We start from the raw sequence: 25,244 nt of genomic DNA, 5'->3' as shown, positions 1-25,244 counted from the left end.
GCGCCACCTCAGGGCGCGTGCAGCTCCTCGCGGAGCTCCGCCACCACCTGCGCTCTCTCCGCGAGCAGTCCGGGGCTCACCTCCACCGGGTACGGGGGCCGCACCGGCTCCAACTGCCGCACCTCCAGGGGCAGGCGCTCCAGCTCCTCCCGCGCGTGCGCCCGGATGGCCTCCAGCGGGGGCGAGGCGTCCTCCAGCCGCCGGCCCGCGTGCATCACCTGCCGCAGCAGCGGACGGCCCGGCAGCACCTCGCCGTGGCGGGCGAGCACGTCCCGGCGCGCCACGCCGTCCTCTTCCTCGCGGAACACCTGCTTGCGCCCGGGCAGCAGCACCTTGCCCGTCGACAGCTTCAGCCGCCCGTGGCCCGCGTACTCCACCAGCTTGTAGGCCATGTCCAGCGCGGGCACGTCCGCGGACACTCCCATCGCCGTGCCCACGCCGAAGCCGTCGATGGGCGCGTGGTGCGCGAGCAGCCGGGCCACCTCGTCCTCGTCCAGCCCGCCGCTCGCGAAGATTTGCACGCGCTCCAGTCCCGCCGCGTCCAGCAGCCAGCGCGCCGAGTGCGCCAGCGACACCAGATCTCCCGAGTCCAGCCGCACCGCGCGCACCTGGAAGTCCGGGCCGAGCTCCCGCGCCAGCGCCACCACCTTCCGCACGCCCTCCAGCGTGTCGTACGTGTCCACCAGCAGCGTCGTCTCGGGGAAGCGGCGGACGTAGGCGCGGAAGGCGGCGAGCTCGTCACCGTGCGCCTGGATGTAGCTGTGCGCCATGGTGCCGGCCACCGGAATGCCGTAGCGCTGGCCGGCCAGCAGGTTGGACGTGGCACTCACGCCGGCGGCATAGGCGGCGCGCGCCACCTTGAGGCCCGCGTCCACCCCGTGCATCCGCCGCACGCCGAAGTCCACCACCGGCCGCCCCCGCGCCGCCTCCACCACCCGCGCCGCCTTGGAGGCCGCCAGCGTCTGCAGGTGCACCTGATTGATGAGGTACGTCTCCACGAGCTGCGCCTCGGGCAGGGGCGCGATGAGCTCCAGCAGGGGCTCCTCGCCGAAGACGGGGGTGCCCTCGGGCACCGCATGCACGTCCCCGGTGAAGCGGAAGTGCTCCAGCCAGTCCAGCAGCCGCGGCGAGAAGCGCCTCAGCGACTCCAGCCACGCGAGCTCCTCCGGGGAGAAGCGGAGCGACTCCAGCCAGGCGAGCGCGTCCTCCAGTCCGCACGCGAGCAGGAAGTTACGGCGCGCGGGCAGGGTGCGGACGAAGAGGCTGAAGGCGGCCTCGTCGTGGAGCCCCTCCAGGAGATAGGCGTCCACCATGGTGAGCTCGTAGAGATCCATGAGGAGCGCCGACGCCATGATTTCCTTCCTGGAGTTTCCCTCCTGGGGTTTCCCACTTGCGCCCAAGCACCCCTCTCCCTCCGGGAGAGGGACAGGGTGAGGGTGCCCGTCACCATGCCCTCACGCCGAGGCCCACGGTCCTCCGCCCTGGGCCGAGCCGAGGGCCCAGCGCTCCAACTCTGGCTGAGGCATGAGGCCGCTGCGGCGCGCCACCTCGCGGCCGCCCGAGAAGACGACGAAGGTGGGGATGCCGCGCACGCCGAGCTGACCGGCGGCCTGCGGATGCGCCTCGGTGTTCAACTTGAGGACGAGCAGGCGGCCGGCCTGGGCCATGCCCACGGCCTCGAGGATGGGAGCGGCGGCGCGGCACGGCCCGCACCAGGGGGCCCACAAGTCGAGCAGGACGGGCACGGGCGAGGCGCGCACCGCCCGCCACAGGGCGTCCCCATCCACCTCCTGGGGCTTGCCCGACAAGTCGAGCGCATGCTGGCACCGGCCGCAGGTGGGCTGGCCAGGGGGTGGGGGCATGGGGACACGGTTGAAGGCGCCACAAGACACGCAGCGGAACATGGGGACCTCCAGGGCCTCTCTGGTGAAGGTAGCGATGCGGATGGTGCGAGCCGTGTGCCCGGGCCGTCCGCCCGCGCGCTCCGAGGGCGGGCACGCAGGCTTTGCGGTGCACGCCAGCGGGTGCGCAGCTTTTACACCGGCCCCGAGGGCGCGAATTGTCCCGCCCCTGGGAGGCGCCGGTGGCTAGAGTGCCCGGCACGGGACGTGAACCGACTCGTTGAGACCAGGGCCAGAGGGCCCGGCGGGAGCTGCCATGACCATCCTTTGTGCCACCCACTTCTCGGATGCCGCGCAGCGAGCGGCCACGGCCGCGGCGGAGCTCGCCCGCAAGCTGGACGAGCCTCTCTTCCTGGTGCACGTGCTGCCGGGCGACCTGGCGAGGGCCTTCGGGCAGACGCTGCGGGACACGGCGACGTCGGCGCTGATGGACGAGGTGCGTCGGCTGGAGAAGCTGGGGGCGCGGGTGAGCCACCAGGTGCTGACGGGCGAGCCGGCCGAGGAGCTGGGGCGTTTCGCGCAGGAGAAGGGAGCGGGGCTGGTGGTGACGGCGGGGCCCACGAGTGCCTCGCCCTTTTTGGGGGTGGGCGGCACGGTGGACCGGCTGGCCACGGCGTTGCCGGTGCCGCTGCTGGTGGTGCGCGAGGCGGAGTCCTTCGAGGCGTGGGTGAAGGGGACGCGGCCGCTGAAGGTGATGTTGGGGGTGGACCGCTCGCTGCCCTTCGAGGCGGCGCGTGACTGGCTGCAGGGCCTGCGGCGCTACGGCCCGGTGGAGGTGGTGGCCGGGCGCATCTTCTGGCCGCACGAGGAATACCAGCGGATGGGGCTGGCGCAGCCGCTGTCCTTCCAGGACGTGACGCCCGAGCTTCAGCGCGCGCTGGAGCAGGAGGTGCGCTCGCTGGTGTCGCCGCTGGAGACGATGGGCCAGCAGCCGGCGCGCTTGCGGTTGGAGCCGGGGGTGGGGCGCATCGCGGACCACCTGGTGGCGCTGGCGGCCGAGGAGAAGGTGGACTTGCTGGTGGTGGGCACGCACCAGCGGCGCGCGCTGGGCAAGCTGTGGAGCGTGTCGCACCACGCGCTGCGGCTGGCGACGATGTCGGTGGTGAGCGTGCCGGTGTCGATGGCGGCGCGGGGCTCGGCGGCGCCCATTCCCCCGTTGCGCTCGGTGCTGGTGGCCACGGACTTCTCGGAGGCGGCGAACCGGGCCATTCCGTATGCCTTCTCGCTGCTGCCCAACGGGGGCACGGTGTACGTGGTGACGGTGGGGGAGAACCCGCAGCAGGCGATTGAGCAGGAGCGGGACTGGCGGCAGCGGCTGCATCAGCTCCTGCCGCGGGACGCGGATGCCCAGGGGCGCAAGGTGCAGGTGGAGGTGCTGCCGGGCCCGGATGTGGCGACGGTGCTGCTCAAGGCCGCCGAGCGCCTGGCCGCGGACGTCATCTGCCTGGGCACCCACGGGCGCTCGGGGCTGAAGAAGACGGTGATGGGCGCGGTGGCCAAGGAGGTCATGTCGCGCGCCGACCGGCCGGTGCTGGTGGTCCGTCCGCCCGAGGGCTGAAGCGCGCCCCTCGGCCTACGGAGGCCCGTCGAGGTCCATGTACACGCGCCGGGCCTTCACCGAGTAGAAGCGCGCTTCCGGCAGCACGTACGCGGTGAGCCGTCGGCCGTAGACGCAGCCCGAGTCCAGGCCGATGGCATACGGGTGGCGCTGCACGTCTCGCAGCGCGTCGTGGCCGAAGATGACGAGCTCCGGCCCCGTCCACAGGCTCCCCCATGGGACTCCAGCCTCCATCTTCTTCGAGGGCGCTCCGTCCGGCGTGATGCTGCGCAGGTTGAGCATCAGCTCCGGCTTCTGCTCCTCCATCGGCACGCCGGGCACCAGGCCTGCGTGCACCACGCGCACGTTCAGCTCGGGGAAGTGGCGGTGCAGGGGCAGCGACTCGAGGTACGCCCAGTCCTCGTCCTCCAGCGTGTCCAGCACCTGCTTGTGCTCGCGCTTGAGCTTCTTGCCCTCGGGCATCTTCCCCGCGTGCCAGCGCAGCACGTGCTCGTCGTGGTTGCCCCGTACCGCGAGCATCCCGCCCTCCCTCGCCCGGCGCACCACGCCCGCCGAGTCCGGGCCCTTCGCCACCAGATCTCCCACCAGCACCACCCGGTCTCCCGGGCGGTAGCGGCACTCGTTCAGGAGCTCATCGAGCTCCTCCACGCAGCCGTGCACGTCTCCGATGAAGAGGGTCCGCGTCATCGTCCTCTTGGGATTCAACCCTGGGGGGTGGCCGGGGCTTCCGGCGGCGGTTGCACCTTCCAGCGCCGGTGCAACCACAGCCACTGGTCCGGGTAGCGCCGCACGTACTTCTCCAGCACCGCCGTCACCGCCGCCGTGTGCGCGGTGAAGGCGTCCCGCCCGTTCAGGCCCTCGGGCGGAAGAATCGGCCCCTCCACCTCCAGCCGCAGCTTGCGCCCGCTCTCATCGCGAATCCCCATCACCACGAACACGGGCGCGCCCGTGCGCTCTGCCACCACCGCCATGGCCGGCGTGGTGGACGCGGGCCGGCCGAAGAAGGGCACGAACACCGCCGCCTTCGCCGGCAGCGACTGGTCGAGCAGCATCAGCACCGACTCCCCCAGCCGCACCGCCTCCTGCGCCTCGGCGATGGCGCCCTTGGGGTAGATGAGCCCCGCGCCCGCGGCGAGCCGGTTGTCGACAATCCTCATGTTGAGCGCGCCCTTGAGCGGCCGCACCAGCGCGTTGAGCGGAATGCCGCGGCGCAGCAACATCTTCCCCGCCCGCTCCCAGTTGCCGAAGTGCGCCGTCACCAGCAGCGCGCCCTGGCCCTTCGCGACGCTCGCCTTGAGCGCCTCCCACGCTTCGCCCTGTACCTCCCGCTGGGAGTCCTCCCACCCGGTCTCCACGTGCTCCTTCTCGTCGATGGACTCGAGCACCACGCGCGCCATGGTGATGTAGGCCCCGAGGGCGATCTTGCGGCGCTCGGCGTCGCTCAGCTCCGGGTAGGCGTGCGTCAGATTTTCCAGGGCCACCCGGAGGCGGATGCCCAGGGTGAATGCCAGCCAGCCCACGAAGCGGGCGAGCCCGTCCCTCCAGGAGTCGGGCAGCGCGCACACCGCATCCATCACCCGGTTGGCGAGCCACCCCACCACCGGAGAGGGGCGCTCTCCGAGCACCTGGACGAGCCGGGCGGGCGGGAGCGGGAGGGGAAGGCGCGGGGACTCGGGGGACGGGGCGGGGACGGACACGGCGGCGCACTCCACCCGGAAGTGGGGTGGCAGGCAAGGGGGCTCCCACTGCCCGTCGCTACCCTGCCTGCCCGTCCTGGGCTACACGTGCGCCATGTCCAGAACGACCCGACGCGCCTCGCTCGCCCTGCTGGCCGCCCTGACGGCCTGTGGAGCCCGCCAGCCCGTTCCCACGCCGGAAGCCGTTTCCCCCGCCACGCCGAGCGCCGTGGTGGAGACCGTGGCCGCGCCCCGGCCCGCCCCCGTCTCGCCCTCCCTGCGTCTGCCGGCCCACGTGCGCCCCACCGGCTACACGGTGGAGCTCACCCTGGACCCCGCGGCCCCCGCCTTCCAGGGCGCGGTGGACATGGACCTCGAGGTGAAGGAGGCCACCGAGGCCCTCTGGCTCCACGGCCGCTACCTCACCGTGCGCGAGGCCACCCTCACGGTGGACGGCCGCTCCGAGTCCCTCACCCCGGTGAAGGGCAACGGCGACTTCCTCGGCTTCGTCCCGGTGAATCCGCTCAAGCCCGGCACCGTGCACCTGCGCATCGTCTACGAGGGGCAGCTCTCCGAGCGCGAGACGAGCGGCGCCTTCCGCACCCAGGACGAGGGCGCGTGGTACGCCTACACCCAGTTCGAGCCGCTCGGCGCGCGGCGCGTCTTCCCGTGCTTCGACGAGCCGGGCTTCAAGGTGCCCTGGCAGCTCACCTTCCACGTGCCCGCGGGCAACGTGGCCGTCACCAACACGCCGCTGGTGAACGAGGAGCCGCGCGCCTCGGGGGGCACCACCTTCCGCTTCGCCCGGACGCAGCCGCTGCCCAGCTACCTCATCGCCTTCGGCGTGGGGCCCTTCGACTTCCTCGAGGCGAAGCCCTCGGGCGAGAAGGCGGTGCGCACCCGCATCGTCACCCCCAAGGGCCGCGGCGCGGAGGGCGCCTATGCCGCCAAGGTGACGCCGGAGATCCTCGGCCACCTGGAGCGCTACTTCGGCACGCCCTACCCGTACGAGAAGCTGGACGTGCTCTCGGTGCCGCTGCTCGGCGGCGCCATGGAGCACCCGGGCCTGGTGACGTTCAACTCGGCCTCCATCCTGGTGAAGCCCGGCGAGGACTCGCTGCGCCGTCAGCGCGGCTTCTACAACACGCAGACGCACGAGCTGGCGCACCAGTGGTTCGGTGACCTGGTGACGATGGCGTGGTGGGACGACCTGTGGCTCAACGAGGCCTTCGCCACCTGGGCGACGCCGCGCATCATCGAGTCGGCGCAGCCCTCGTGGGACGCCCCCATCGAGCGCGTGCGGGGCCGCTCGTACGCGCTGGGCGCCGACAGCCTGGTGACGGCGCGCCGCATCCGCCAGCCCATCCAGAGCGAGGATGACATCCTCAACGCCTTCGACGGCATCACCTACGGCAAGGGCGCCTCGGTGCTGGCCATGGTGGAGGGCTGGCTGGGCCGCGACGTCTTCCAGCGCGGGGTGCAGCGCCACCTGCGCGCGCACGCCCACGGCAACGCCACCGCGAAGGACTTCCTCGACGCGCTCTCGGCCGAGGCGGGCCAGGACGTGTCCGGCGTGCTGGGCTCCTTCCTGGACCAGGGCGGCGCGCCGCTCGTCACCACGCGGCTGGACTGCTCGGGCAAGGTGCCGGTGGTGCGGCTGGCGCAGAGCCGCTTCCTGCCGCTGGGCTCCTCGGGTGACGCGAAGCAGGAGTGGAAGGTGCCCCTGTGCGTGCGCTACGGCTCGGCCAAGGGGACGGGCCGCGCCTGCACGGTGCTGGAGGGCGAGTCGGCCGAGCTGGCCCTGCCCGAGGCGAAGGCGTGCCCCACCTGGGTGCTGCCCAACGCGGACGGCGCCGGCTACTTCCGCACCGCGCTGGACACGCAGATGCTGGGGCGGCTGCTGTCCACCGAGAGCCGCCAGCTCTCGCGCGCCGAGCGCGTGGCCCTCCTCGGTGACGTGCAGGCGCTGGTGAGCGCCGGGGCGATGCCGGCCGCGGACGCGCTCGGCCTGCTGCCGGGCCTGGCCGGGGAGAAGGACCGGCAGGTGTTCCAGGCGTCGCTGGAGCTGCTGGGCATGCTGCGGCCCTCGCTGCTCTCCGACGGGCGCCAGGCGGACCGGCAGCGCTTCCTGCGCGACACGTACGGGGCGCGGGCCCGGGCGCTCGGCTTCACCCCGCGCGCCAACGAGGACGAGGACACCCGGCTGCTGCGGCCCCTGCTGCTGGACATCGCCGGTGAGCAGGGCGGGGACGCGAAGCTGGTGGCCGAGGCGAAGCAGCTGACGCGCAAGTGGCTGGCGGACAGCAAGGCGATTGCCCCGGAGCTGGTGCGCGCCACGCTGGGCATCGCCTCCGCGCATGGGGACGCCGCGCTGCACGGCCAGCTGATGACGGCCATGCGCTCGGAGCAGGAGCGCCACAAGCGCGAGCGGCTCATCGACGCGCTGGCGGGCTTCCGCGACCCGGCACTGGTGCGCGAGAACCTGAAGCTGCTGCTGGAGCCCTCGGTGGACCTGCGCGAGGCGGGGGACCTGCTCTTCGGCGCGGCCTGGGACGTGCGCTCGCGGGACGAGGCCTACGCCTTCGTGAAGGAGCACTACGACGTGCTCGCCGCGCGGCTGCCGGAGGACCGGGTGGAGGGGCTGGCGTGGACGGCCGCCTCCTACTGCGACCCGGTGCACCGCCAGGAGGCCGCGGCCTTCTTCTCCGAGCGCATGGAGCGCGCGCCCGGGGGAACCCGCACGCTGGCGCAGGTGTTGGAGGGGATGGACCTGTGCATCGCCTTCAAGGCGGCGCAGGGCTCCAGCCTCGAGTCCTTCCTCGCCTCGCCGAGGAAGGTGCCGGCCCGCTCCGGCCGCTGAGCGCTGTTGCCCCGAGGACAGTCAGGGCTTTCCGGGTTTTGGGTGGAAAACAGATTCTCCAGCCAGAGCCCGGCTGCCTTGACGGTCCAGGTGGGGGTGCCTAGCCTCTTCACCCGGAGTAGCGGTTCCCGGCGTAGAGGTCCCCCTCGGAGGCGACGATGGCGTACGCGACGGACGACGGCCTGTCTCCCCTGGTGGTTCCCCAGTCGTCTCCCTCGGAGGAGCCGGCGTCGGGGGAGGGTCTTCAGCGACCCAGTCTGCCCCGGACTCCACCCCGGGTGTGGCCGCCGGTATCGCCGGCGGACATGGGGCGGGTGGTACGGCGGCTGAAGCTGACGGCCGAGCGCCTGCGGGACGGGGTGCCGCTGCTGGAGGGGGCGGCGTAGGCCCCCGGCGCCCTACTTCTTCTTGGACAGGAAGGCGTTGAAGGCCTCGCGGGCCTCGGCGGAGCCGAGCCGCTGGACGAAGAGGGTGCCCTCGCGCGAGAGGGCGTCGTCCACGGTGGCGCGCAGGGGCTCGCGCAGCAGGCGTTTGGTGAGGCGCAGGGACTCCACGGGCTTGGCGGCGAGCGCGGCGGCGCGCTTCTGGACCACCTCGGCGAGGCTGGCCTCGGGCACCACCTGGTTGACGATGCCGGCGCGCAGGGCGGTGGCCGCGTCGAAGGGGTCGCCGAACATGAGCAGCTCGGAGGCGAGCGCCAGGCCGGCCACGCGGGGCAGCAGCACGCTGGAGGCGCCCTCGGGGCTGAGGCCGAGGTTGACGAAGGGCATGCTGAAGACGGCGCGCTCGGAGGCGGCGACGTAGTCACAGTGCAGCAGCAGGGTGGTGCCGATGCCCACGGCCACGCCGTCCACGCCGGCCACCACGGGGCGCGAGTGGTGGGCGAGGGCGCGCAGGAAGCGGAAGACGGGGCTGTCCTCGCCCGCGGGCGGGTGCTCGAGGAAGTCCTTGAGGTCATTGCCCGCGGTGAAGGTGCCGCCCGAGCCGGTGAGGACCACCACGCGCACGGCGTCATTGGTATCGGCCTCGACGAGGGCGCGGGCGGCCGTGTCGTACATCTCGCCGGTGAAGGCGTTCTTCTTCTGGGGCCGGTTGAAGGTGAGGGTGAGGACTCCGGCCTCGAGGTTCGTGAGCAGCGTATCGGACATGGGGGGGAGATTAACCGGGGGACGGGGGAATGGCCCGGGGCTTGCTCTGTACCCTGGTTGGATGCCTTCCGGCCCTGCCCATGTGTCTCGTTGTCTCCGAGTGACCACGGTTGCCGTGCCGTCGTGTCAGCCGGGGACGCGGGAGCGAGGGGAGGGCGGACACACCCGTGGCCTCGGGGCCACACCCCGGTGAACCCCATGAAGACCTCGCGCTCCAGAGTGCTGTCCCTCCTGTGCCACCACGGGCTGCTGCCGGTGCTGCTCAGCAGCACGGTGGCGGTGGTGATGCTCCACTTCCGGCTGGAGTGGAGCGGGAGGAAGAGCTTCATCTTCCTCGTGTGGAACCTGTTCCTGGCGTGGGTGCCGTATGGGATTGCGCTGGTGGCGAGGCTGCTGCAGGCGCGCGGGTGGGCGAGGGCGTGGAACCTGCTGCCGCTGGGAGGGGCGTGGCTGCTGGCGTTCCCGAACGCGCCGTACCTGCTGACGGACTTCATCCACCTGAAGCCGAGGCCGGGCGTGCCGATGTGGTTCGACGCGGCGATGCTGGCGAGCTTCGCGGCGACGGGGTGGCTGCTGGGGTTGTTGTCGCTGGAGGTGTGGAAGCGGCTGCTGGAGGAGCGGTGGGGGCGGGTGGCGGCGTGGAGCGGGGTGCTGGCGGCGTCGGTGCTGTGCGGCTACGGCATCTACCTGGGGCGCTTCGAGCGGTGGAACAGCTGGAACGTGCTGAACCGGCCCGGCTCGCTCTTCGAGGCGGTGGTGGACCACCTGCGCGAGCCGATGGCGTACCGATGGCTGGTGGGGACGACGGTGGTGTTCGCGGGACTGGTGCTGCTCTCGTATCTCGCGTTCGAGACGCTGATGCAGCGGCGCCGGACGGAGCGGGCCCGGGCGTGAGGGAGTGAGCAGGCGAGGGTCTTCCGGTTGCGAGCGGCGCGAACTTGTCCAACAGTTGGACAAGTTTCTGAAGAGCGCGCCCGGGAGGTCCTCCTCTTCCGGAGACTCGTCGAGAGCACTTTCGACCCTTGGGGACAAGCATGAACCAACCGGAAGAGACTGACTCAGAAGAGCATGGGGAATCGCTCGCTCATCGTGAACGCCTCGTCCTCTCGGATGCGGATTTCGAGCGCGTACAGGAGCTGTTGGAGAACCCGCCTGGTCCCCCCCTTGCCCTGAAGGAGGCAGTGGCGAGGAGGAACAAGCACAAGGAGACGCCAGGCTCTCGCTGAGTTCTAGCATTGCGCGAGGCGTCACCTCGCGAGGACGTCTGTCGGCCGAACTGCACACGGACTGGATCAACAATCGGAACCGTTACGGAAGACCGCGCGCCCTCCGGACGCGAGCGGCGCCAACTGGTCCAACAGTCGGACCAGTTGATGACTCGCGCGCCCGGGAGGTCTCCCGCCGTCAGCGCACGCGCACGTGGGACGTGACGCGGCAGATGGCGTCGGCGAGCAGCGGGGCGAGGCTCACCACCTCGTGCTGGAAGGGCAGCCCCTTGGGCGGCACCACGCTGTCGGTGGAGATGAGCCGGCGGATGGGCACCTTGCTCAGCCGCTCCACCGCGGGGCCCACCAGCAGCGCGTGCGTGGCCACCACGGTGATGTCGTCGGCGCTGCCCGCCTCGAGCACCGCCTCCGCCGTCGCCGCGATGGTGCCCGCCGTGGAGATGAGATCATCCACGATGATGGGCCGCAGCCCGCGCACCTCGCCCACCAGCCCCCGGACGTTCACCTCGGAGCCGCTCGTCCGGCTCTTGTGCACGATGGCCAGCGGCAACTCGAGCTGCCGCGCATACCGCTCCGCCAGCTTCACCGCGCCGAGGTCCGGGGACACCACCACCGCGCCCGGGCCCGCGTAGGGACGTACGGCCTCGGCCAGCAGCGTGCCCGCGTTGAGGTGCTCCAGCGGCACGGTGAAGCACCCCTCCAGCGAGGCCGTGTGGAGGTTCACCGCCATCAGCCGGTCGAAGTGCCCGCGCACCAGCAGGTCCGCCACCAGCTTGCCGCCGAGTGCCTCGCTGGGGCTCGCGCGCCGGTCCTGCCGCGCGTAGCCGAAGTAGGGCAGCACCGCCATGAGCCGCGCCGCGCCCGCGCGCCAGCACGCGTCCGCCATCAGCAGCAGCTCCAGCAGGTTCTCCCCCACCGGCGGCGCGGTGGGCTGGATGATGCACACGTTGCGCCCGCGCACGTCCTCGCCGAGCTCCACGTGCAGCTCGCCGTCCGGGAAGCGCTCGAGCTTGCAGTCTCCGAGGGGACTTCCGAGCGCCCAGGCGAGTGCCTCGCCCAGGGGGCGGTTGGCGGTACCGCTGAAGACGGTCAGCTCCATGGTCCCCTCCGAATCCCACCGGGCCGGGCTGGCCGGGGCGGGTGGCGGCCATCATCTCTCATTCCAGGTGCACATGGGCGTGGGATTCGCGCACCCGAGCCGAGAGGGCGGCCCGGCCCTCGGTGGCGCGTCGGGAGCCAATGGCGCGCGCCGTGCTTCTCCTAGAGGGGAGACCCTCGCCCCCGGGAGAACCCATGCGCTTTCGAGACAGGACGGATGCGGGCCGGCAGTTGGCGGACCTGCTGACGGAGTATGGGGCCGAATCCCCCCTGGTGCTCGGCTTGCCGCGCGGCGGCATTCCGGTGGCGTTCGAGGTGGCCCGGAAGCTCGGGGCGCCGTTGGACGTGTGGGTGGTGCGCAAGGTGGGGGCGCCGGGGCAGCCGGAGCTGGGGCTGGGGGCGGTGGCCGAGGGCGGGGCACTCTTCCTGGACCGGGAGATGATGCGCTCGCTGGGCGTCTCCGAGACGGAGGTGCTGCAGACGGCCGAGCGGGAGACGCACGAGGTGCTGGCCCGCATCGCCCGGTTCCGGGGCGTGCATCCCGCGCCGGAGATCTCGGGCCGCACGGTCATCCTGGTGGACGACGGGGTGGCCACGGGCGGCACGGTGCGGGCGGCCATCCGGGCGCTCAGGACGCTGCGCCCGCGCGAAATCGTGCTCGCGGTGCCGGTGGGCGCGGTGGAGTCGCTGGAGTCGCTGCGCCCCGAGGTGGACGAGCTGGTGTGCGTGCACCCGGCCGAGTTCATGAGCTCGGTGGGCGAGTACTACGACGACTTCCGGCAGACCTCCGATGAGGAGGTGCAGGCGGTGCTGGCGCGGATGCGGAGGCAGCAGGGCCCTGAGTCGGCGATGAACGCCGGGGATGCGTGGTGGGTCTGAGCTTCAGAGGAGGAGCGACATGGCGGTGGAACGGGAAGTCGAGGTGATGGCGGGAGGGGTGGTGCTCGGCGGGACGCTCGCGGTCCCGGACGGAGCGCAGGGGCTGGTCATCTTCGCGCACGGCAGCGGGAGCAGCCGGCACAGCCCGCGCAACCGGTACGTGGCGTACACGCTGAGGACGGCGGGGGTGGGGACGCTGCTGTTCGACTTGCTGACGGAGGACGAGGAGGCGGAGGACGACGTGACGGGGGCGCTGCGCTTCGACATCGACTTCCTGGCGAGGCGGCTGGGGGAGGTGACGGACTGGGTGTTCGCGCATCCGGAGCTGAGCCGGCTGCGGGTGGGCTACTTCGGCTCGAGCACGGGGGCGGCGGCGGCGCTGGTGGCGGCGGCGGAGCGGCCGGAGGCGATCGGCGCGGTGGTGTCGAGGGGAGGGCGGGTGGACCTGGCGGGGGGCGCGCTGCAGCGGGTGGTGGCGCCGACGCTGTTCATCGTGGGCGGGGCGGATGACATCGTCCTGGAGCTGAATCAGCGGGCGCTGGAGCGGATGACCGCGCCGAAGGTGCTGGAGGTGATTCCGGGGGCGACGCACCTGTTCGAGGAGCGGGGGGCGCTGGAGCGGGTGGCGGGGCTGGCGGCGGGCTGGTTCACGCGCTTCCTCGGTTCGGCGCTGGAGGTCGAGACGAGACCCTGAGTCGCACAACTCCCTCTCCCTTTGGGAGAGGGTCCCCCCGGGGTGAGGGTCATCGACATGGAGACCCGTACGGAAAGAGTCCTCTTCCAGGGCACGGGAGGCCGGAGGCTGGAGGCGCGCCTGGAATTACCGGCGAGAAAACCCGTGGCCTACGCGCTCTTCGCGCACTGCTTCACCTGCGGGGGGGACCTCTTCCCGGCCAGGGCCATCAGCCAGGCCTTGGCGGAGCACGGGCTGGCGGTGCTGCGCTTCGACTTCACGGAAGAGGGGGGCGGCTCGCCCGCCACGCACGACTTCACGGACGTGGAGGACGTGCTGGCGGCGGTGGAGCACTTGCGGAGGACGCGCGAGGCGCCGCGGTTGCTCCTCGGCCACAGCCTGGGGGGAACGGCGGTGTTGCACGCGGCGGGCGAGGTGCCGGAGGCGAAGGCGGTGGCGACACTCGGGGCGCCCTACGCGCCGGGCGAGGTGCACGGGCTGTTGGCGCCGGTGCTGAAGCAGGCGAGGGAGCAGGGCGAGGCACGAGTGGCGTTGGGGGCGGGGGCGATGCGCATCTCCCGGCACTTCCTGGACGCGCTGGCCGAGTCGCCGATGGAGGAAGTGTTGGGGCGGTTGGGCCGGGCGCTGCTGGTGCTGCACTCGCCGGTGGACGGGGTGGTGGGGATGGGGAACGCGCAGCGCATCTACGAGGCGGCGCGGCAGCCGAAGAGCCTCGTGGCGCTGGAGGGCGCGGACCACCTGTTGAGCCGGCCGGAGGACGCGCGCTTCGCGGCGGCGGTGTTGGGGGCGTGGGCGGGGAGGTACGTGGGCTCGCACGAGGTGGAGGCGCAGCGCGAGGCGGGGCCGGAGCTGTCGCAGGGGGTGGTGGAGGTGCACGAGGCGGGGGAGGGTCCCTTCGCGCAGGACATCCGGGTGGGGCGGCACCGGCTGAGGGCGGACGAGCCGACGGCCTACGGAGGGGAGGACACGGGCCCCTCGCCGTACGGGCTGCTGGCGGCGGCGCTGGGGGCGTGCACGGCGATGACGCTGCGCCTGTATGCGCGCAACAAGGGCTGGCCGCTGGAGCACGTGTCGGTGCGGCTGCGCCACTCGAAGGTGCACGCGGAGGACTGCCAGCGCTGCGAGACGAAGGAGGGCAAGGTGGACCGGATCGACCGGACGGTGACGCTGGAGGGCCCGCTGAGCGGGGAGCAGCGGCAGCGGCTGGTGCAGATGGCGGACCGTTGCCCGGTGCACCGCACGATGGAGTCGGAGATCGACGTGCACACGTTCCTGGAGGAGCCTCCCGATGCCCCAGCCCCCACCCCGGCCAACAACCCCTCTCCCACCGGGAGAGGGACGGGGTGAGGGTATCCGTCACCGTTCTGAAAACCCGGCTACACTGCGCCTCCCATGCCCGCACCGACCCCGCCCCTGTGCCTCGTCTGGCTCGATCTGGAGATGACCGGACTGGACCCCGACGAATCGGCCATCATCGAGATTGGCGTCATCATCACGGGCGCGGACCTGGTGCCGAGGGCGGAGATGGAGCGGGTCGTCTGGCAGCCGGACGAGGTGCTGAACCGGATGGAGCCGGTGGTGCGGGAGATGCACACGCGCAACGGGCTGCTCAAGAAGGTGCGCGACTCGCAGACGTCGCTGCGGGTGGCCGAGCGGGACATCACCGGGCTGGTGGCACAGCACTGTGGGATGAACGAGGGCATCCTCTGCGGCAACTCCATCCACACGGACCGGCGCTTCCTGGTGAAGTACATGCCAATGCTGGAGCGCTACCTGCACTACCGGCAGGTGGACGTGACGAGCATCAAGGTGCTGGGCAACGCGTGGTTCCCGGACATGGTGCCGCTCAAGAAGACGCAATCGGGGCACACGGCGCTGGCGGACCTGCGCGCGAGCATCGCCGAGCTGACGCACTACCGCACGCACCTGTTCCGCGCGGCCACGGGCGGCGGTGGCACTTGATGGCGCACGGGGTGTAGACCCTCACCCCCGCCCTCTCCCAGGGGGGGAGGGAGTGCGGTACCTCAGTGGGCCTTGTTCAGCTCCGCGGCCACGGTGTCCAGCAGGTCATCGAGCTCGAAGGGCTTGGCGAGGAAGCGGCTGCCCTGCAGCTCCGCCTTGGACACACGCCCGGCGCTCATCACCACCACGGGGGTGGTGCGCAGCACGGGGTCTTCCTTGAGCCGGCGCAGCATCTCCTGGCCGTCCATCACCGGCATCATCAAGTCCAGCAGGATGAGGTCCGGCCGGTCCTTGCGCACGTGGTCGAGTCCCTCGGCGCCATTGGCGGCGGTGGACACCTCGTACCCCTCCACCGAGAGGATGTCGGTGAGGGCCTCCAGGATGGCCACCTCGTCGTCCACGATGAGGAGCTTGCTCATGCGCGGCTCCGCTTCCGGGAGGGCATGCGCCGGACCGCCTTCTTGAGGCGGGAGCGCTTGGACTTCACATTCAGCGGCCGGGCCAGTCCGGTGAGGATGGCCTCGGCGCTCTCGAAGGTCTCGGCCACGTCGATGCCTCGAGTCGAGATGGAGAACTCGCGTAGCGCGGGTTGGTAGTCGCTCTCGCGCATCTTGAGGATGGACAACATCCGGTACAGCTGGGAGCGGAACTCCACATACCGGAGGAACACGATGTTGTCGACGATGGCGTCCACGCCCTCCAGCCTCGCCTCCAGGCGGGGGCCGAAGAGCATCTGGGTCTGCTGCGTCACCAGGGTGGTGACTCCGCGTGTGCGCAGCACGTTGACGAGCGCGGTGAGGAAGCCCGGGGCCCGGCTCGGCTCCAGCGGCTCCTGCAGCAGCGGCTCCAGGCCGTCGAGCACGAGCCGGCGGATGCGGTGGCGCTCCACCAGGCCCAGCAGCTCGTGCACCAGCGCGTCCGGGAGGCTCTCCACCGCCGTGCGCGTCTCCATCACCAGCCGGCCCTTGTCCACCCACGGCCGCAGCTCCAGGCCCACCCCGGCGGCCTTCGCCAGCAGCCGCGGGGACGTCTCCATGAAGCCGAAGTAGAGGCCGGGCTCGCCCTGGCGCGCGCCGCTCTCCAGGAAGTGCAGCCCCAGCAGCGTCTTGCCGCTGCCCGGCGAGCCGAGCAGCAGCGTGGACGAGTGGGGACGCACTCCGCCCGTGAGCATCTCGTCCAGCCGCGTCAGGCCGAAGCCCAGCCGCCGCTCCAGGTCCAGCTCCTCCTGGGGCGGGTGGGGGTAGAGGCTCTCCAGGCGCGGGTAGACGTTCAGGCCGCGCTCGTTGATTTCAAAGGTGTGCCGGCCGAGCAGCTGGGCCTCGCCGCGCAGCTTCGACACCTCCAGGGTGCGCACCGCGCGCATTCCCCGCAGCTGCAGCTCCAGCACCAGCACTCCATCCACCATGGCGAACTGCGGATCCGCCGCGTTCTCCTGCCGGTTGGTGAGCACCAGCGTGGTGCAGCCGGCCAGCGCGTTGTGCACGCCCAGGCCATGGAGGAACTCGCGGAAGGCCAGCACCGAGCCGGCGCTCTCCTGCACCGCCAGCAGCCCGTCCAGCACCAGCACCGTGGCCTGGTGCTCGCGCACCGAGCGGTAGAGCAGCCGCGCCAGCCCGTCGAGCCCCTCGGACTTGAGGGTGGCGTAGCCGCTCACGTAGTGCAGCGACTGGCCGATGACGTCGCGCCGGAAGAAGTTCATGCGGCGCAGGTGCGTCACCATCCGTCCGTGCGACTCCGACAGCATGCTGATGAAGACGGCCCGCCCGCCGCCGGCCACGTGCGAGAAGCAGAGCTGGTTGCCCAGGATGGTCTTCCCGGTGCCGGGCGCCCCGGTGACCATATAGGTGCCACCGTGGAGCCACCCACCGTTGAGCAGGGCGTCCAGGCCGGTGGACCCGGTCGGCACCCGGCGCGTGGACTCCTCGGACGGCTCGGCTTCGCTCACGCTCCCCATTCTCCTCTCGCCCATCGGACACTACTGGCCCTGCTTACGTCCTGAGAAGAATTCCGCTGCGAGTGTCTGCCTGTGTCCGAACGCTCACGGCTCTGTTGGTTTCTGGACGATCGGGGGGGCGGCCTTCGGCAGGAGGCGCTCGCGCAGCAGGTGCTTCTGCACCTTGCCGAGCGCGTTGCGGGGCAGGGCCTCCACGAACTCGACGCGGCGGGGCTTCTTGAAGCTGGCGAGCCGGTCCTTGCAGAAGTCGGCCAGGGCCTGCGCCGCGGGAGCGGGGGCGCGCGGGACGACGACGGCCACCACCTGCTCGCCGAAGTCGGGGTCTGGCAGGCCGAGCACCGCCACCTCGGCGACGCCCGGGTGGGTGGCGAGCACCTCCTCCACCTCGCGCGGGTACACGTTGAAGCCGCCGCTGATGATGAGCTCGCGCGCGCGGCCGGTAATCTGGAAGTAGCCGTCGCTGTCGCGCAGGCCGAGGTCTCCGGTGCGGAACCAGCCCTCGGCGTCGAAGGACTCGGCGGTGGCGTCCGGACGCTGCCAGTAGCCGGCGAAGACGTGGGGGCCGCGCACCTCGATTTCGCCCGTCTCCCCGTCCGGCAGCGGCTGGCGGGTGCGCACGTCCACCACGCGGGCCTCCTGGCCGGGGTAGGGCATGCCCACGGTGCCGGGGCGCCGCTCGCCCTCGTAGGGGTTGGTGGTGTTCATGATGGTTTCCGTCATCCCGTAGCGCTCGAGGATGCGCTGGCCGAACGTCTCCTCCACGTCGTGGAAGAGCTGGGGGCTGAGCGGGGCGGAGCCGGAGACGAGCAGCCGCAGGGGGCGCGGGCGCACGCCGGTGCGGCGGGCCTCCTCGACGAGCCGGCCGTACATGGTGGGCACGCCGAAGAACATCGTCAGTGAAGCGTCCTCCTGAAGGGCGGAGAGCACCTCGGGGGCGGCGAAGCGGCGGCGCAGGTCCACGCTGCCGCCGGAGTAGAGCGTGCCGTGCAGGCCCACCATGAGGCCGTGGGTGTGGAAGAGCGGGAGGGTGAGCAGGAGCCTGTCGTGCTCCGTCCAGCGCCAGGCCTCGGTGACGGCGCGCACGTTGGCGAGCAGGTTGCGGTGCAGCAGCATGGCGCCCTTGGAGCGGCCGGTGGTGCCCGAGGTGTAGCCGAGCACGGCGAGCTGCTCGCCCCGGGGCAGGGGCAGGGTGGCGCTGGCGTCGCCCTCGGCGAGGAGCGCGTCGAAGTCCACGGCGGGCCACGGCACGGGAGCGCCGGGCGGCTCCACGGTGACGAGCCACTCCAGCGCGGGGAGCTGCGCCTTGAGCGGGGCGAGCTCGGCGGCGCCCGCGGCCCCGGTGACGCAGGCGCGGGCCCCGGCGTCGGAGAGGATGTGGCCGAGCTCCACCTGGCGGTACTGCGTGTTGACGAGGACGACGACGCCCCCGGCGTACTGCGTGCCCAGGTAGGCGATGACGAAGGCGGGGCTGTTCTCCAGGAAGAGGGCCACGCGCTCCCCGGGCTTCAGCCCCCGGCGTTGCAGGGCGCTGGCGAAGGCGGCGACGCGGCCGGCGAGCGGGCCGGCGGTGAAGCGCTGCTGCTCGAAGTCCAGGACGGGCCGCTCCGGCCTCTGGCGGGCGCGGGTGAGGAAGGTCTCGAGGAGGGAGGTCGCCATGTGCGCGGAAGCTACCCCCGAGGGGCCGGTTCCGCACTAACCTGCGCGCGGCGCCGGGAGCCCCCGGCCCGTTCAACACCATCGAGGGGAAACGCCGTGGGAATCGCCCGCATCGTGGGATTCATGCTCGTCGTCGCCGGTACCTTCTTCCTGGTGAGCGCCTACCGCGCCACCGGCTCGCTCCCGGAGCGCGCCATGGAGACATTCACTGGCCGATACACCGAGCGCACTCAGCGCGACCTGGCCCTCGGCGCCGCGGGCGTGGTGGGCGGCGTGCTGCTCATCGCCTTCGGCGGTGGGGGGCGCCGCCGCCGGTAGTGCATCTTCCGGATCCAACCGGAGCTCCCTGCATCAAGTCCCCTTCAGCGGGAAGGACGTCGGACGGGGTCGATACATACCCGGGATAGACGTAATCCCCTGAAGCCAGGAAGAATCTGCTAATCGGCCTGGCGGGGGGGGTGGAGGGTGCAGACGTGCGTTCGGAGAAATTCTCGTTGCTCACCCGCGCGCTGGAGGAGCTCCAGTCGGGCCAGTCGGCCGCGGCCCGCCATTCGCTGGGGGCGCTCACCCGGCGGCTGGACGTGGACGCGGTGCCCGAGGACATGCAGTACTTCCTCTTCGCCGCGGCGCTCGCCCGGCGGGTGGGCGTGGGCGACGCGCAGCAGATGAACCTCTACCTGCGGCGCTTCGAGCTGCCGCAGATCTCCCTCTTCAACCTGGTGGCCGAGCGGCTGCCGATGGTGGGGCTGGCGGGGCGGATCGCCAACGAGCTGCTGCGCGGGCTGCTCGCGGAGCGGGAGGAGGCCACGCTCATCGACGTGGGCCTGGGCACGGGGCGGCAGGAGGTGGCGCTGCTGCGCGGGCTGGCGGAGTCCGGCGCGGCGCTCCGGCGGCTCACCGTGGTGGGCGTGGAGCCCGATCCCCAGAGCCTGCGCCAGGCGGAGGCGGCGCTGAGGGCCACGGCCGGGGAGCTCGGCATCACCCTGCGCTTCCTGGGCATCCCCAAGGTCATCGAGGCGCTCGACGAGGACGACTGGGGCCTGCTGCGCGACCTGCCCGGGCCGCGCCTGGTGCACGCGGCCTTCGCGCTGCACCACATGGCCGCGGGCGTGGACCGGCAGGACATCTTCCACCGCCTGCGCGCGGTGGAGCCCGCCGCCGTGGTGCTGGTCGAGCCGAACTCGGACCATGCCACCGACTCGCTGTCCCAGCGCTTCCACAATGCCTGGCACCACTTCTCCCACAACTTCGAGCTGGTGGACGAGCTGGGCCTGCCCGAGCGCGAGCGCAACGGCATCAAGCTCTTCTTCGGCCGCGAGTTCGAGGACATCCTCGGCGCGGTGGACGACTCGCAGCGCTACGAGCGGCACGAGCGGGTGGAGACGTGGGCCGGGCGGCTGTGGACGGCGGGCTTCTCACCGGCGCCGGCCTCCAGGCTCGCGGGGGGCTGGTCCTTCCCGCACCCCGCGGTGCACATCCGCCCGGGGCCGGGCTACGTGGGCGTGGGCTACAAGGAGGAGACGCTGGTGACGGTGCTGTGTGCCACGACGGAAGCGGGCCGCTGAGCCATGGAGCCCTTGCTGGAGGAGCGGGCGCGCCGGGTGCTGGAGGCCTGCCGGAGCGCGGGCGTGCGGCTGGCGCTGGCCGAGGCCAGTACCGGAGGCCTCGTGTCCGCGTGCCTCACGGATCTCCCCGGGGCCTCGGCGGTGGTGGAGCGCGGCTTCGTCCCCTACTCGAACGAGGCCAAGACGGAGCAGCTCGGCGTCCCGGTGGAGCTGATGGTGGCCCACGGTGCGGTCAGCGAGCAGGTGGCGCTCGCGCTGGCCCGGGGCGCGCTGGCCCACTCCCATGCTGGCATGGCGCTCGGGGAGACGGGCATCGCGGGCCCCTCGGGGGGCTCGGCGGCCAAGCCGGTGGGGCTCGTCTACCTCGCGGCCGTCCGGAGCGACGGCACGTCGCTGTGTGAGCGGCACGTCTTCACGGGGGACCGGGCGGCGATCCGCCGGGCGGCGGCGGCGCGAGGGTTGGAGCTGTTGCTCGCCCTCTTGGAAACAAGCTGACTACCCGACAGGGCAGGAAGGGGGCCGCCGTGCGCGGGGGAGGGAATGGTAGGCTCGTCCCCGCTTCAATCTCCCCTTCTCCCTCTGTTCCCCCCTCACGGAAGGAGCGTGGCCGTGTACAGGATCGACGTCGATCAACAGCACACCATCATCGAACTCGTCCTGGATGGGCTCATCCGCCCGGAGGAGATGACGAGGTTCGTCGAGGAGCTGAGAGCCGCCACGCTGGCACTGGCCGGGCGGGACATCTACATCAAGGCGGACATGCGGACGTTCCGGCCCTCGGCGCCGCCCGTGGCGGAGATGCTCCGGGACGTGCAGCAGTTCGGCATCCAGAACGGCGTGAAGCGGGTGGCCGAGATGGTGGAGAGCCCGCTGTCCGCGCTGCAGCTCAACCGGGTGGCGCGCGAGAGCGGGACGGACAAGATCCTCCGCCGCTTCTCCGACGACCAGGCCGCGAAGCGCTGGCTCATCTACGGAGAAGAGGAAGCGCTCTCGGCGTAAGCCCGGGGGCCGCGGCTCGAGGGCGAGCCGCGGGCCGGGACATGCTCACCGGGAGAGCAGCTGGGGGATGGCGCCGCGCAGGTCCGGCATGGAGCCGATCTGCTTGGAGCTGGAGGACTGGGGCGTGCCGGTGGCGCGCAGCAGCTCGCGCAGGGCGCGCGGCTCCAGGGGGCCCATCCCGGTGGCGTGGGCGATGCCCTGCAGGTTGGCCACCGCGCCCACCACGATGGGGGCCGCGCTGGAGGTCCCGCTGAAGCTGCCCGTGTACCACCGGTCCTCGGCCGAGCCGGAGAGGTCTCCGTAGCCCAGCGTCACGACGTTCTCGCCCCAGGCGTGCAGGTCCACGCGGCTGCCGTGGTTGGTCCAGCACATGGGGGCGTGCGTGTCGGAGGTCGCGGCGCCCACGAAGATGGCGCCCGAGTCACGCACCGAGCGATCGAACGCGCCGCGGTACACCGGCGAGTCCAGGTCCACGCTGCCGTTGCCGGCCGCCTCCACCACGTGCACGCCGCTGGCGGTGGCCTGGGCGATGGCGTCGAAGTTGGCCCGCCAGTACTCCAGCGGCACCTCGTCGCACTGGCTGGTGTTGCAGGTGCAGTCGCGCGCGCTGCGCGGCCCACGCGCCTGGAGCTGCAGCAGCACGACGCCGCCCTTGCCCGCCGCCAGCGCCGCGTGGTTGATGGCGCTCGCGATGCTCTGGCCGGCGATGCCCTCGTTGCCCACCTGCGCCCCGTGCGCGATGCCGGTGACGCCGTAGCCGTTGGCCTGGCCCACCATCACCCCCATCACCGCGGTGCCGTGGTTGCGCCAGCCCGCATCATTGAACTGCACGCCACCCACGTAGAAGAAGCGCGGCAGATCCTCGTGCGAGCCGTTCCAGGCCCCCTCCACGTCGACGATCTTCACGCCCGTGCCCGTGCCCCCCGGCACCGTCCAGGCGTAGCGCGCGTCGATGCCAGCGGGGGCCGCGTCCAGGTAGCCCTGCTGCGCCTCGTACTCCGTGGACATGGCGCCCACCGCACTCACGTCGAACCGGGCCAGCTCGGTGGCCGCCTCGGCGTAGGCGATCTCCACGCTCTCCAGCGCGTTGAGCTGCATCAACAGCTCGTTCACGTCCCCGGCGCGCGTACCGGGCACCAGCGGCACCTCGAAGTACAGGTCCAGGTCCGCCTGCTCCTTGCCGCTGCGCTCCTCGGCCAGGCGCTTGCGCTCGGCCAGCGTGAGCTCGTCCTGGCGGAAGAGCCGCCCCGGCGGGCCCATGCGCGGCAGTTGGGCGATCACCCTCAGGGCGGACGTGAGGTCCACCCGCACCGTGTTCTCGGACAGCCCGCGCCGCTTCATGCGTCCGTGCTCGGCCGGGTTGCGCTCGGCGGACATCACCCGCAGCGTGCCGCCCCGCACACGCACCCGGGTGCCCTCGTGGAACTTCACCACCAGGCGCTGCACCGGCGTCTCCGGCTCGAGCTCGGGGCTGGTGGGCTTCACGGTGGACAGCCGCGGATCCAGCACCTTGACGCTGGTGGCCTGGGCGGCGGGGGCCGCCATCAAGCACAAGCCCATCATCAACGTGCGGGTCACGCGGTTCGTGAGAAACGAGGCCTTCATCTTCCGTCCTTCCAGGGGGTGAACGGGGAGCTACGGCCATGACGGTGGGCTACGGGTGGGGGTGCCCGGAGCCTCCCCATCACCGTCATGCTGGCAGCCTGCCATGCCCCTCTGTCCGACATGGGCGGGCTACCGGGTTCCTAGAATTTTGCGTTGAGCGCAGTATTAGCAGATATTCTCTGGAACGGGAACAGGTCGGAGAGGTCGCGCTTTTCTTTTTTTGTGAGAAAAGCGGTTCCTCATTCGTCCAGAAGCAGGGCTTCTAGCTCTGGCTCCTCGGCGGCCGTCACGCCGGGCCGGGTGTCGTCCGGATCGAACCCGTAGATGGAGTAGCCGGGGGGGACGGGGCCGTCGTCGAGGCAGAGGACGACGCGAGGTGGGACACCCACCCCATCCCCATCCTTGTCCGGGTAGAGGACGCGCCAGACGAAGAGGGCGGCGTGGGTGTCGTCGCAGTCGTTGCCGGTGGCGGTGGTGGCGTAGGGCGCGGGAAGGGTGCTGCCCGTGCAGACGAAGCCCGAGGAGGGGACGGTGCGGCCATCGCCATCGGCGTCCACGTACTTGAAGGCGAGGCTCTGCCAGCTGCGCGCATCGCTGGGGGCGCAGTCGGTGCCCGAGGAGGCCTGGCCCGCGGGAAGGGCGCCGGCGGTGCAGAAGGTGGAGGCGGTGCCGGTGCCCACGCCATCTCCGTCCTCGTCCACGTAGCCCTGGAGGCTCTGGTACACGTCCGCGCGCGAGTCGTCGCAGTCGTCGCCCCTGGCCGTGTTGGTGTAGCCGGCGGGAATGCTGGCGCCGGTGCAGAGCGAGCCGCTGGAGGACACGGTGTACGAGTCCGCGTCGGCATCGCGGTACAGGTAGGTGAAGCCCTGCCAGCGCGAGTCGTCCTCGGGGGAGCAGTCGTCGCCCGAGGTCGAGTAGCCCGCCGGCCGGGTGGTACCGGTGCACATCGTCACGCTGGTGCCGGAGCCCACCCCGTCGTTGTCGGTGTCCGGGAAGACGGTCCAGGAGATCTGCCGCGAGGCGTTGGTGTCGTCGCAGTCGAGGGTGGCGGGCCACGAGTCGGAATAGCCGGGCGGCAGGGTGGAGCCGGTGCACAGGTAGCCCCCCTCGGCCTTGAAGGCGCCGTCACCGTCCGTGTCGCGCCAGGAGTAGTACGTGTTCGACCAGAGCGTCCGATCCTCCGGGGCGCAGTCGTTCCCGGCGTAGGAGTAGCCGGGCTCCGGAGTGGAGGTGAGGCAGCGCTGCACCAGCTCCCCGCTGCCGATGCCATCCCCATCGGTATCGCGGTACACGAGGGCCGTCTGCCACCGGTCGGCGCGGGTGTCGTCGCAGTCCGAGCGGGAGCCGGCGGTGTGGGAGTAGCCCGAGGGGAGCAGCCAGGCGGTGCACACCTGGGCATTCTCGTAGATGGTGGCGCCATCTCCGTCCGCGTCCCGGTAGGTGTAGTCCATCAGCCGGTAGCGCGTGGCATCCTGGGGCGCGCAGTCCCGCGAGGTCTCGGAGTAGTCCCAGGGCGCCGAGGTGCCGATGCAGCGCTGTACGGCCTCGCCGCCCTCGTACCCGTCGCCGTCCTCGTCCTTGTACAGGGAGGCCATGCGCCAGACTTTCGAGTCCGCGTCATCGCAGTCCGTGCCCGGCGTCTGCGAGTAGGCCGCCGGGTCCGGGCCCAGGCAGGTGCCGGCCGCCGTGCCCGAGAACACGCCGTCCCGGTCCGCGTCGGCGTAGGAGGTGCCCGTCACCTGGCGCCAGCGCGTGGCGTCCTGGGGCGCGCAGTCATCCGCCGTGGCGGCGGTGCTCGAGGGCAGGCTCGCCCCGGTGCAGTACCACTGCGCGGCGCCGCTGCCGTGCCCGTCCTTGTCCTCGTCGGCGTAGGCCTCCACCCGCCGCCAGGCCAGGCGCGAGGTGTCGTCACAGTCCTCGCTGTCCGCGACTCCGTCTCCGTCACTGTCCTTCTTCGATTCCACTTCCGGCGGCTCACAGCCGAGCTGCATGCCCCCGAGCGCCAGCGCGAGCGCCAGCCACATCCATCGCATCATGGTCGTCCCCTCCGTGGGTCCGTGTCGGGTGGGAGGACTAGCGGCGCGTGAGCTTGCAGCCCTGGAGGGGCTGGCTGGTCCCCAAGCGCCGCAGCTCGAAGAAGTACTGGCCCGGCTTGCTCATGGCCATCAGCGCCATGCGCTCGCACGAGCGCACGCGCGCGTCGTACGCCGTGCTGGTGAGGCTGGTGGGGACGATGGCGATGGTCCTCGGGGCCGCCTCGCCCTGGAGGATGCCGGTGACGGTGAGCTGGTAGGCGCCCGAGAGCAGCTCATAGCTGTCCACCGTCTCGAAGACGAAGGTCTCCACGGAAGACTGCGCCGAGGCGATGGAGAGCGGCGAGAGCGCGAGCAGAAGGGTGGCGGTGGAAGCGAGCGTCTTGAGCGTCATGTGAATGTCCCCCGAGGTGGTGCGTGCGCGCTTCCT

General features: G+C 71.7%; 25 protein-coding genes. 13 read left to right on the top strand and 12 right to left on the bottom strand.

Annotated features, from left to right (window positions below):
• Positions 1-8: 8 nt before the first annotated feature.
• Both NR798_RS44810 and NR798_RS44805 read right to left on the bottom strand, forming a co-directional pair.
• Positions 9-1,352 carry a nicotinate phosphoribosyltransferase gene (locus tag NR798_RS44810; protein ID WP_375768760.1) on the bottom strand — a complete coding sequence of 448 codons (1,344 nt, stop codon included), beginning with the start codon at positions 1,350-1,352 and terminating at the stop codon, positions 9-11.
• A 102-nt stretch (positions 1,353-1,454) separates the two neighbouring features.
• The gene (locus NR798_RS44805) at positions 1,455-1,904 is read right to left on the bottom strand and encodes a thioredoxin family protein (RefSeq protein ID WP_375768759.1); all 450 of its coding nucleotides are present in this window, start codon (positions 1,902-1,904) and stop codon (positions 1,455-1,457) included.
• 253 nt (positions 1,905-2,157) lie between these two features.
• Here NR798_RS44805 and NR798_RS44800 point away from each other — a divergent pair, with 253 nt between their 5' ends.
• Positions 2,158-3,459, top strand: a complete 1,302-nt coding sequence (locus tag NR798_RS44800) for a universal stress protein (protein ID WP_375768758.1) — start codon at positions 2,158-2,160, stop codon at positions 3,457-3,459.
• A 15-nt stretch (positions 3,460-3,474) separates the two neighbouring features.
• On the opposite strand, the gene NR798_RS44795 is transcribed toward NR798_RS44800, so the two are convergent.
• Together NR798_RS44795 and NR798_RS44790 are read right to left on the bottom strand one after the other, a co-directional pair.
• Positions 3,475-4,146 carry a metallophosphoesterase family protein gene (locus NR798_RS44795; RefSeq protein WP_375768757.1) on the bottom strand — a complete coding sequence of 224 codons (672 nt, stop codon included), beginning with the start codon at positions 4,144-4,146 and terminating at the stop codon, positions 3,475-3,477.
• Positions 4,147-4,160: 14 nt separating this feature from the next.
• Complete coding sequence (locus NR798_RS44790) at positions 4,161-5,156, bottom strand: lysophospholipid acyltransferase family protein (RefSeq protein WP_375768756.1); 996 nt, start codon at positions 5,154-5,156, stop codon at positions 4,161-4,163.
• Between the two features lie 94 nt (positions 5,157-5,250).
• On the opposite strand from NR798_RS44790, the gene NR798_RS44785 reads away from it, so the two are divergent.
• Positions 5,251-7,995: a M1 family metallopeptidase gene (locus tag NR798_RS44785; RefSeq protein ID WP_375768755.1), complete on the top strand. Its 2,745-nt coding sequence runs from the start codon at positions 5,251-5,253 to the stop codon at positions 7,993-7,995.
• Between the two features lie 158 nt (positions 7,996-8,153).
• Positions 8,154-8,381 carry a hypothetical protein gene (locus tag NR798_RS44780; RefSeq protein ID WP_375768754.1) on the top strand — a complete coding sequence of 76 codons (228 nt, stop codon included), beginning with the start codon at positions 8,154-8,156 and terminating at the stop codon, positions 8,379-8,381.
• A gap of 12 nt (positions 8,382-8,393) precedes the next feature.
• Here NR798_RS44780 and NR798_RS44775 read toward each other — a convergent pair whose 3' ends face one another.
• Positions 8,394-9,143 (bottom strand): enoyl-CoA hydratase, encoded by a 750-nt coding sequence (locus tag NR798_RS44775; RefSeq protein ID WP_375768753.1) that lies wholly within the window; start codon positions 9,141-9,143, stop codon positions 8,394-8,396.
• 198 nt (positions 9,144-9,341) lie between these two features.
• Between NR798_RS44775 and NR798_RS44770 the strand changes: the two genes are divergently transcribed.
• Both NR798_RS44770 and NR798_RS44765 read left to right on the top strand, forming a co-directional pair.
• Positions 9,342-10,037, top strand: coding sequence for a DUF1361 domain-containing protein (locus NR798_RS44770; protein ID WP_375768752.1), 696 nt, complete (start codon positions 9,342-9,344; stop codon positions 10,035-10,037).
• A 140-nt stretch (positions 10,038-10,177) separates the two neighbouring features.
• On the top strand, positions 10,178-10,369 hold the full coding sequence (locus tag NR798_RS44765) for a DUF1778 domain-containing protein (RefSeq protein ID WP_375768751.1): 192 nt from the start codon (positions 10,178-10,180) through the stop codon (positions 10,367-10,369).
• A gap of 178 nt (positions 10,370-10,547) precedes the next feature.
• On the opposite strand, the gene NR798_RS44760 is transcribed toward NR798_RS44765, so the two are convergent.
• Positions 10,548-11,468, bottom strand: coding sequence for a ribose-phosphate diphosphokinase (locus NR798_RS44760; RefSeq protein ID WP_375768750.1), 921 nt, complete (start codon positions 11,466-11,468; stop codon positions 10,548-10,550).
• A gap of 194 nt (positions 11,469-11,662) precedes the next feature.
• On the opposite strand from NR798_RS44760, the gene NR798_RS44755 reads away from it, so the two are divergent.
• From NR798_RS44755 to orn, 4 genes are read left to right on the top strand one after another with little or no spacing between them, the layout of a single operon-like run.
• On the top strand, positions 11,663-12,346 hold the full coding sequence (locus NR798_RS44755; protein WP_375768749.1) for a phosphoribosyltransferase: 684 nt from the start codon (positions 11,663-11,665) through the stop codon (positions 12,344-12,346).
• Positions 12,347-12,365: 19 nt separating this feature from the next.
• The gene (locus NR798_RS44750) at positions 12,366-13,040 is read left to right on the top strand and encodes a dienelactone hydrolase family protein (protein WP_375768748.1); all 675 of its coding nucleotides are present in this window, start codon (positions 12,366-12,368) and stop codon (positions 13,038-13,040) included.
• 57 nt (positions 13,041-13,097) lie between these two features.
• A complete protein-coding gene (locus NR798_RS44745; RefSeq protein ID WP_375768747.1) occupies positions 13,098-14,387 on the top strand; it encodes an alpha/beta fold hydrolase in 1,290 nt (429 codons plus the stop codon).
• A 45-nt stretch (positions 14,388-14,432) separates the two neighbouring features.
• Positions 14,433-15,002: an oligoribonuclease gene (gene orn, locus NR798_RS44740; protein ID WP_375768746.1), complete on the top strand. Its 570-nt coding sequence runs from the start codon at positions 14,433-14,435 to the stop codon at positions 15,000-15,002.
• Between the two features lie 62 nt (positions 15,003-15,064).
• On the opposite strand, the gene NR798_RS44735 is transcribed toward orn, so the two are convergent.
• The 3 genes from NR798_RS44735 to NR798_RS44725 all read right to left on the bottom strand — a co-directional run bounded on the left by NR798_RS44735 (position 15,065) and on the right by NR798_RS44725 (position 18,612).
• Positions 15,065-15,421: a response regulator gene (locus NR798_RS44735; protein WP_375768745.1), complete on the bottom strand. Its 357-nt coding sequence runs from the start codon at positions 15,419-15,421 to the stop codon at positions 15,065-15,067.
• Positions 15,418-16,956 carry an RAD55 family ATPase gene (locus tag NR798_RS44730; protein WP_375773923.1) on the bottom strand — a complete coding sequence of 513 codons (1,539 nt, stop codon included), beginning with the start codon at positions 16,954-16,956 and terminating at the stop codon, positions 15,418-15,420. Before NR798_RS44730 ends, NR798_RS44735 begins: the two co-directional genes overlap by 4 nt.
• Before the next feature lie 84 nt (positions 16,957-17,040).
• Complete coding sequence (locus NR798_RS44725) at positions 17,041-18,612, bottom strand: AMP-binding protein (RefSeq protein WP_375768744.1); 1,572 nt, start codon at positions 18,610-18,612, stop codon at positions 17,041-17,043.
• Between the two features lie 96 nt (positions 18,613-18,708).
• On the opposite strand from NR798_RS44725, the gene NR798_RS44720 reads away from it, so the two are divergent.
• From NR798_RS44720 to NR798_RS44705, 4 genes are all read left to right on the top strand, one after another.
• Positions 18,709-18,930, top strand: a complete 222-nt coding sequence (locus tag NR798_RS44720) for a DUF3185 family protein (protein WP_375768743.1) — start codon at positions 18,709-18,711, stop codon at positions 18,928-18,930.
• A 155-nt stretch (positions 18,931-19,085) separates the two neighbouring features.
• Positions 19,086-20,177, top strand: a complete 1,092-nt coding sequence (locus tag NR798_RS44715) for a GRAS family protein (protein ID WP_375768742.1) — start codon at positions 19,086-19,088, stop codon at positions 20,175-20,177.
• Positions 20,178-20,180: 3 nt separating this feature from the next.
• Positions 20,181-20,672 (top strand): CinA family protein, encoded by a 492-nt coding sequence (locus NR798_RS44710; RefSeq protein ID WP_375768741.1) that lies wholly within the window; start codon positions 20,181-20,183, stop codon positions 20,670-20,672.
• A 114-nt stretch (positions 20,673-20,786) separates the two neighbouring features.
• Positions 20,787-21,176: a hypothetical protein gene (locus NR798_RS44705; RefSeq protein WP_375768740.1), complete on the top strand. Its 390-nt coding sequence runs from the start codon at positions 20,787-20,789 to the stop codon at positions 21,174-21,176.
• 45 nt (positions 21,177-21,221) lie between these two features.
• On the opposite strand, the gene NR798_RS44700 is transcribed toward NR798_RS44705, so the two are convergent.
• From NR798_RS44700 to NR798_RS44690, 3 genes are all read right to left on the bottom strand, one after another.
• Positions 21,222-22,781, bottom strand: a complete 1,560-nt coding sequence (locus NR798_RS44700) for a S8 family peptidase (protein ID WP_375768739.1) — start codon at positions 22,779-22,781, stop codon at positions 21,222-21,224.
• Positions 22,782-23,020: 239 nt separating this feature from the next.
• Positions 23,021-24,817 (bottom strand): hypothetical protein, encoded by a 1,797-nt coding sequence (locus NR798_RS44695; RefSeq protein WP_375768738.1) that lies wholly within the window; start codon positions 24,815-24,817, stop codon positions 23,021-23,023.
• 37 nt (positions 24,818-24,854) lie between these two features.
• Positions 24,855-25,208: a hypothetical protein gene (locus tag NR798_RS44690; protein WP_375768737.1), complete on the bottom strand. Its 354-nt coding sequence runs from the start codon at positions 25,206-25,208 to the stop codon at positions 24,855-24,857.
• Between the last annotated feature and the right edge of the window lie 36 nt (positions 25,209-25,244).

Origin of the sequence: Archangium gephyra (assembly GCF_042230915.1) — a bacterium.
Lineage (GTDB): Bacteria > Myxococcota > Myxococcia > Myxococcales > Myxococcaceae > Archangium > Archangium gephyra_B.
Note: the sequence above shows the minus strand (reverse complement) of the source record. Positions and strands in the feature narration are given on the sequence as shown.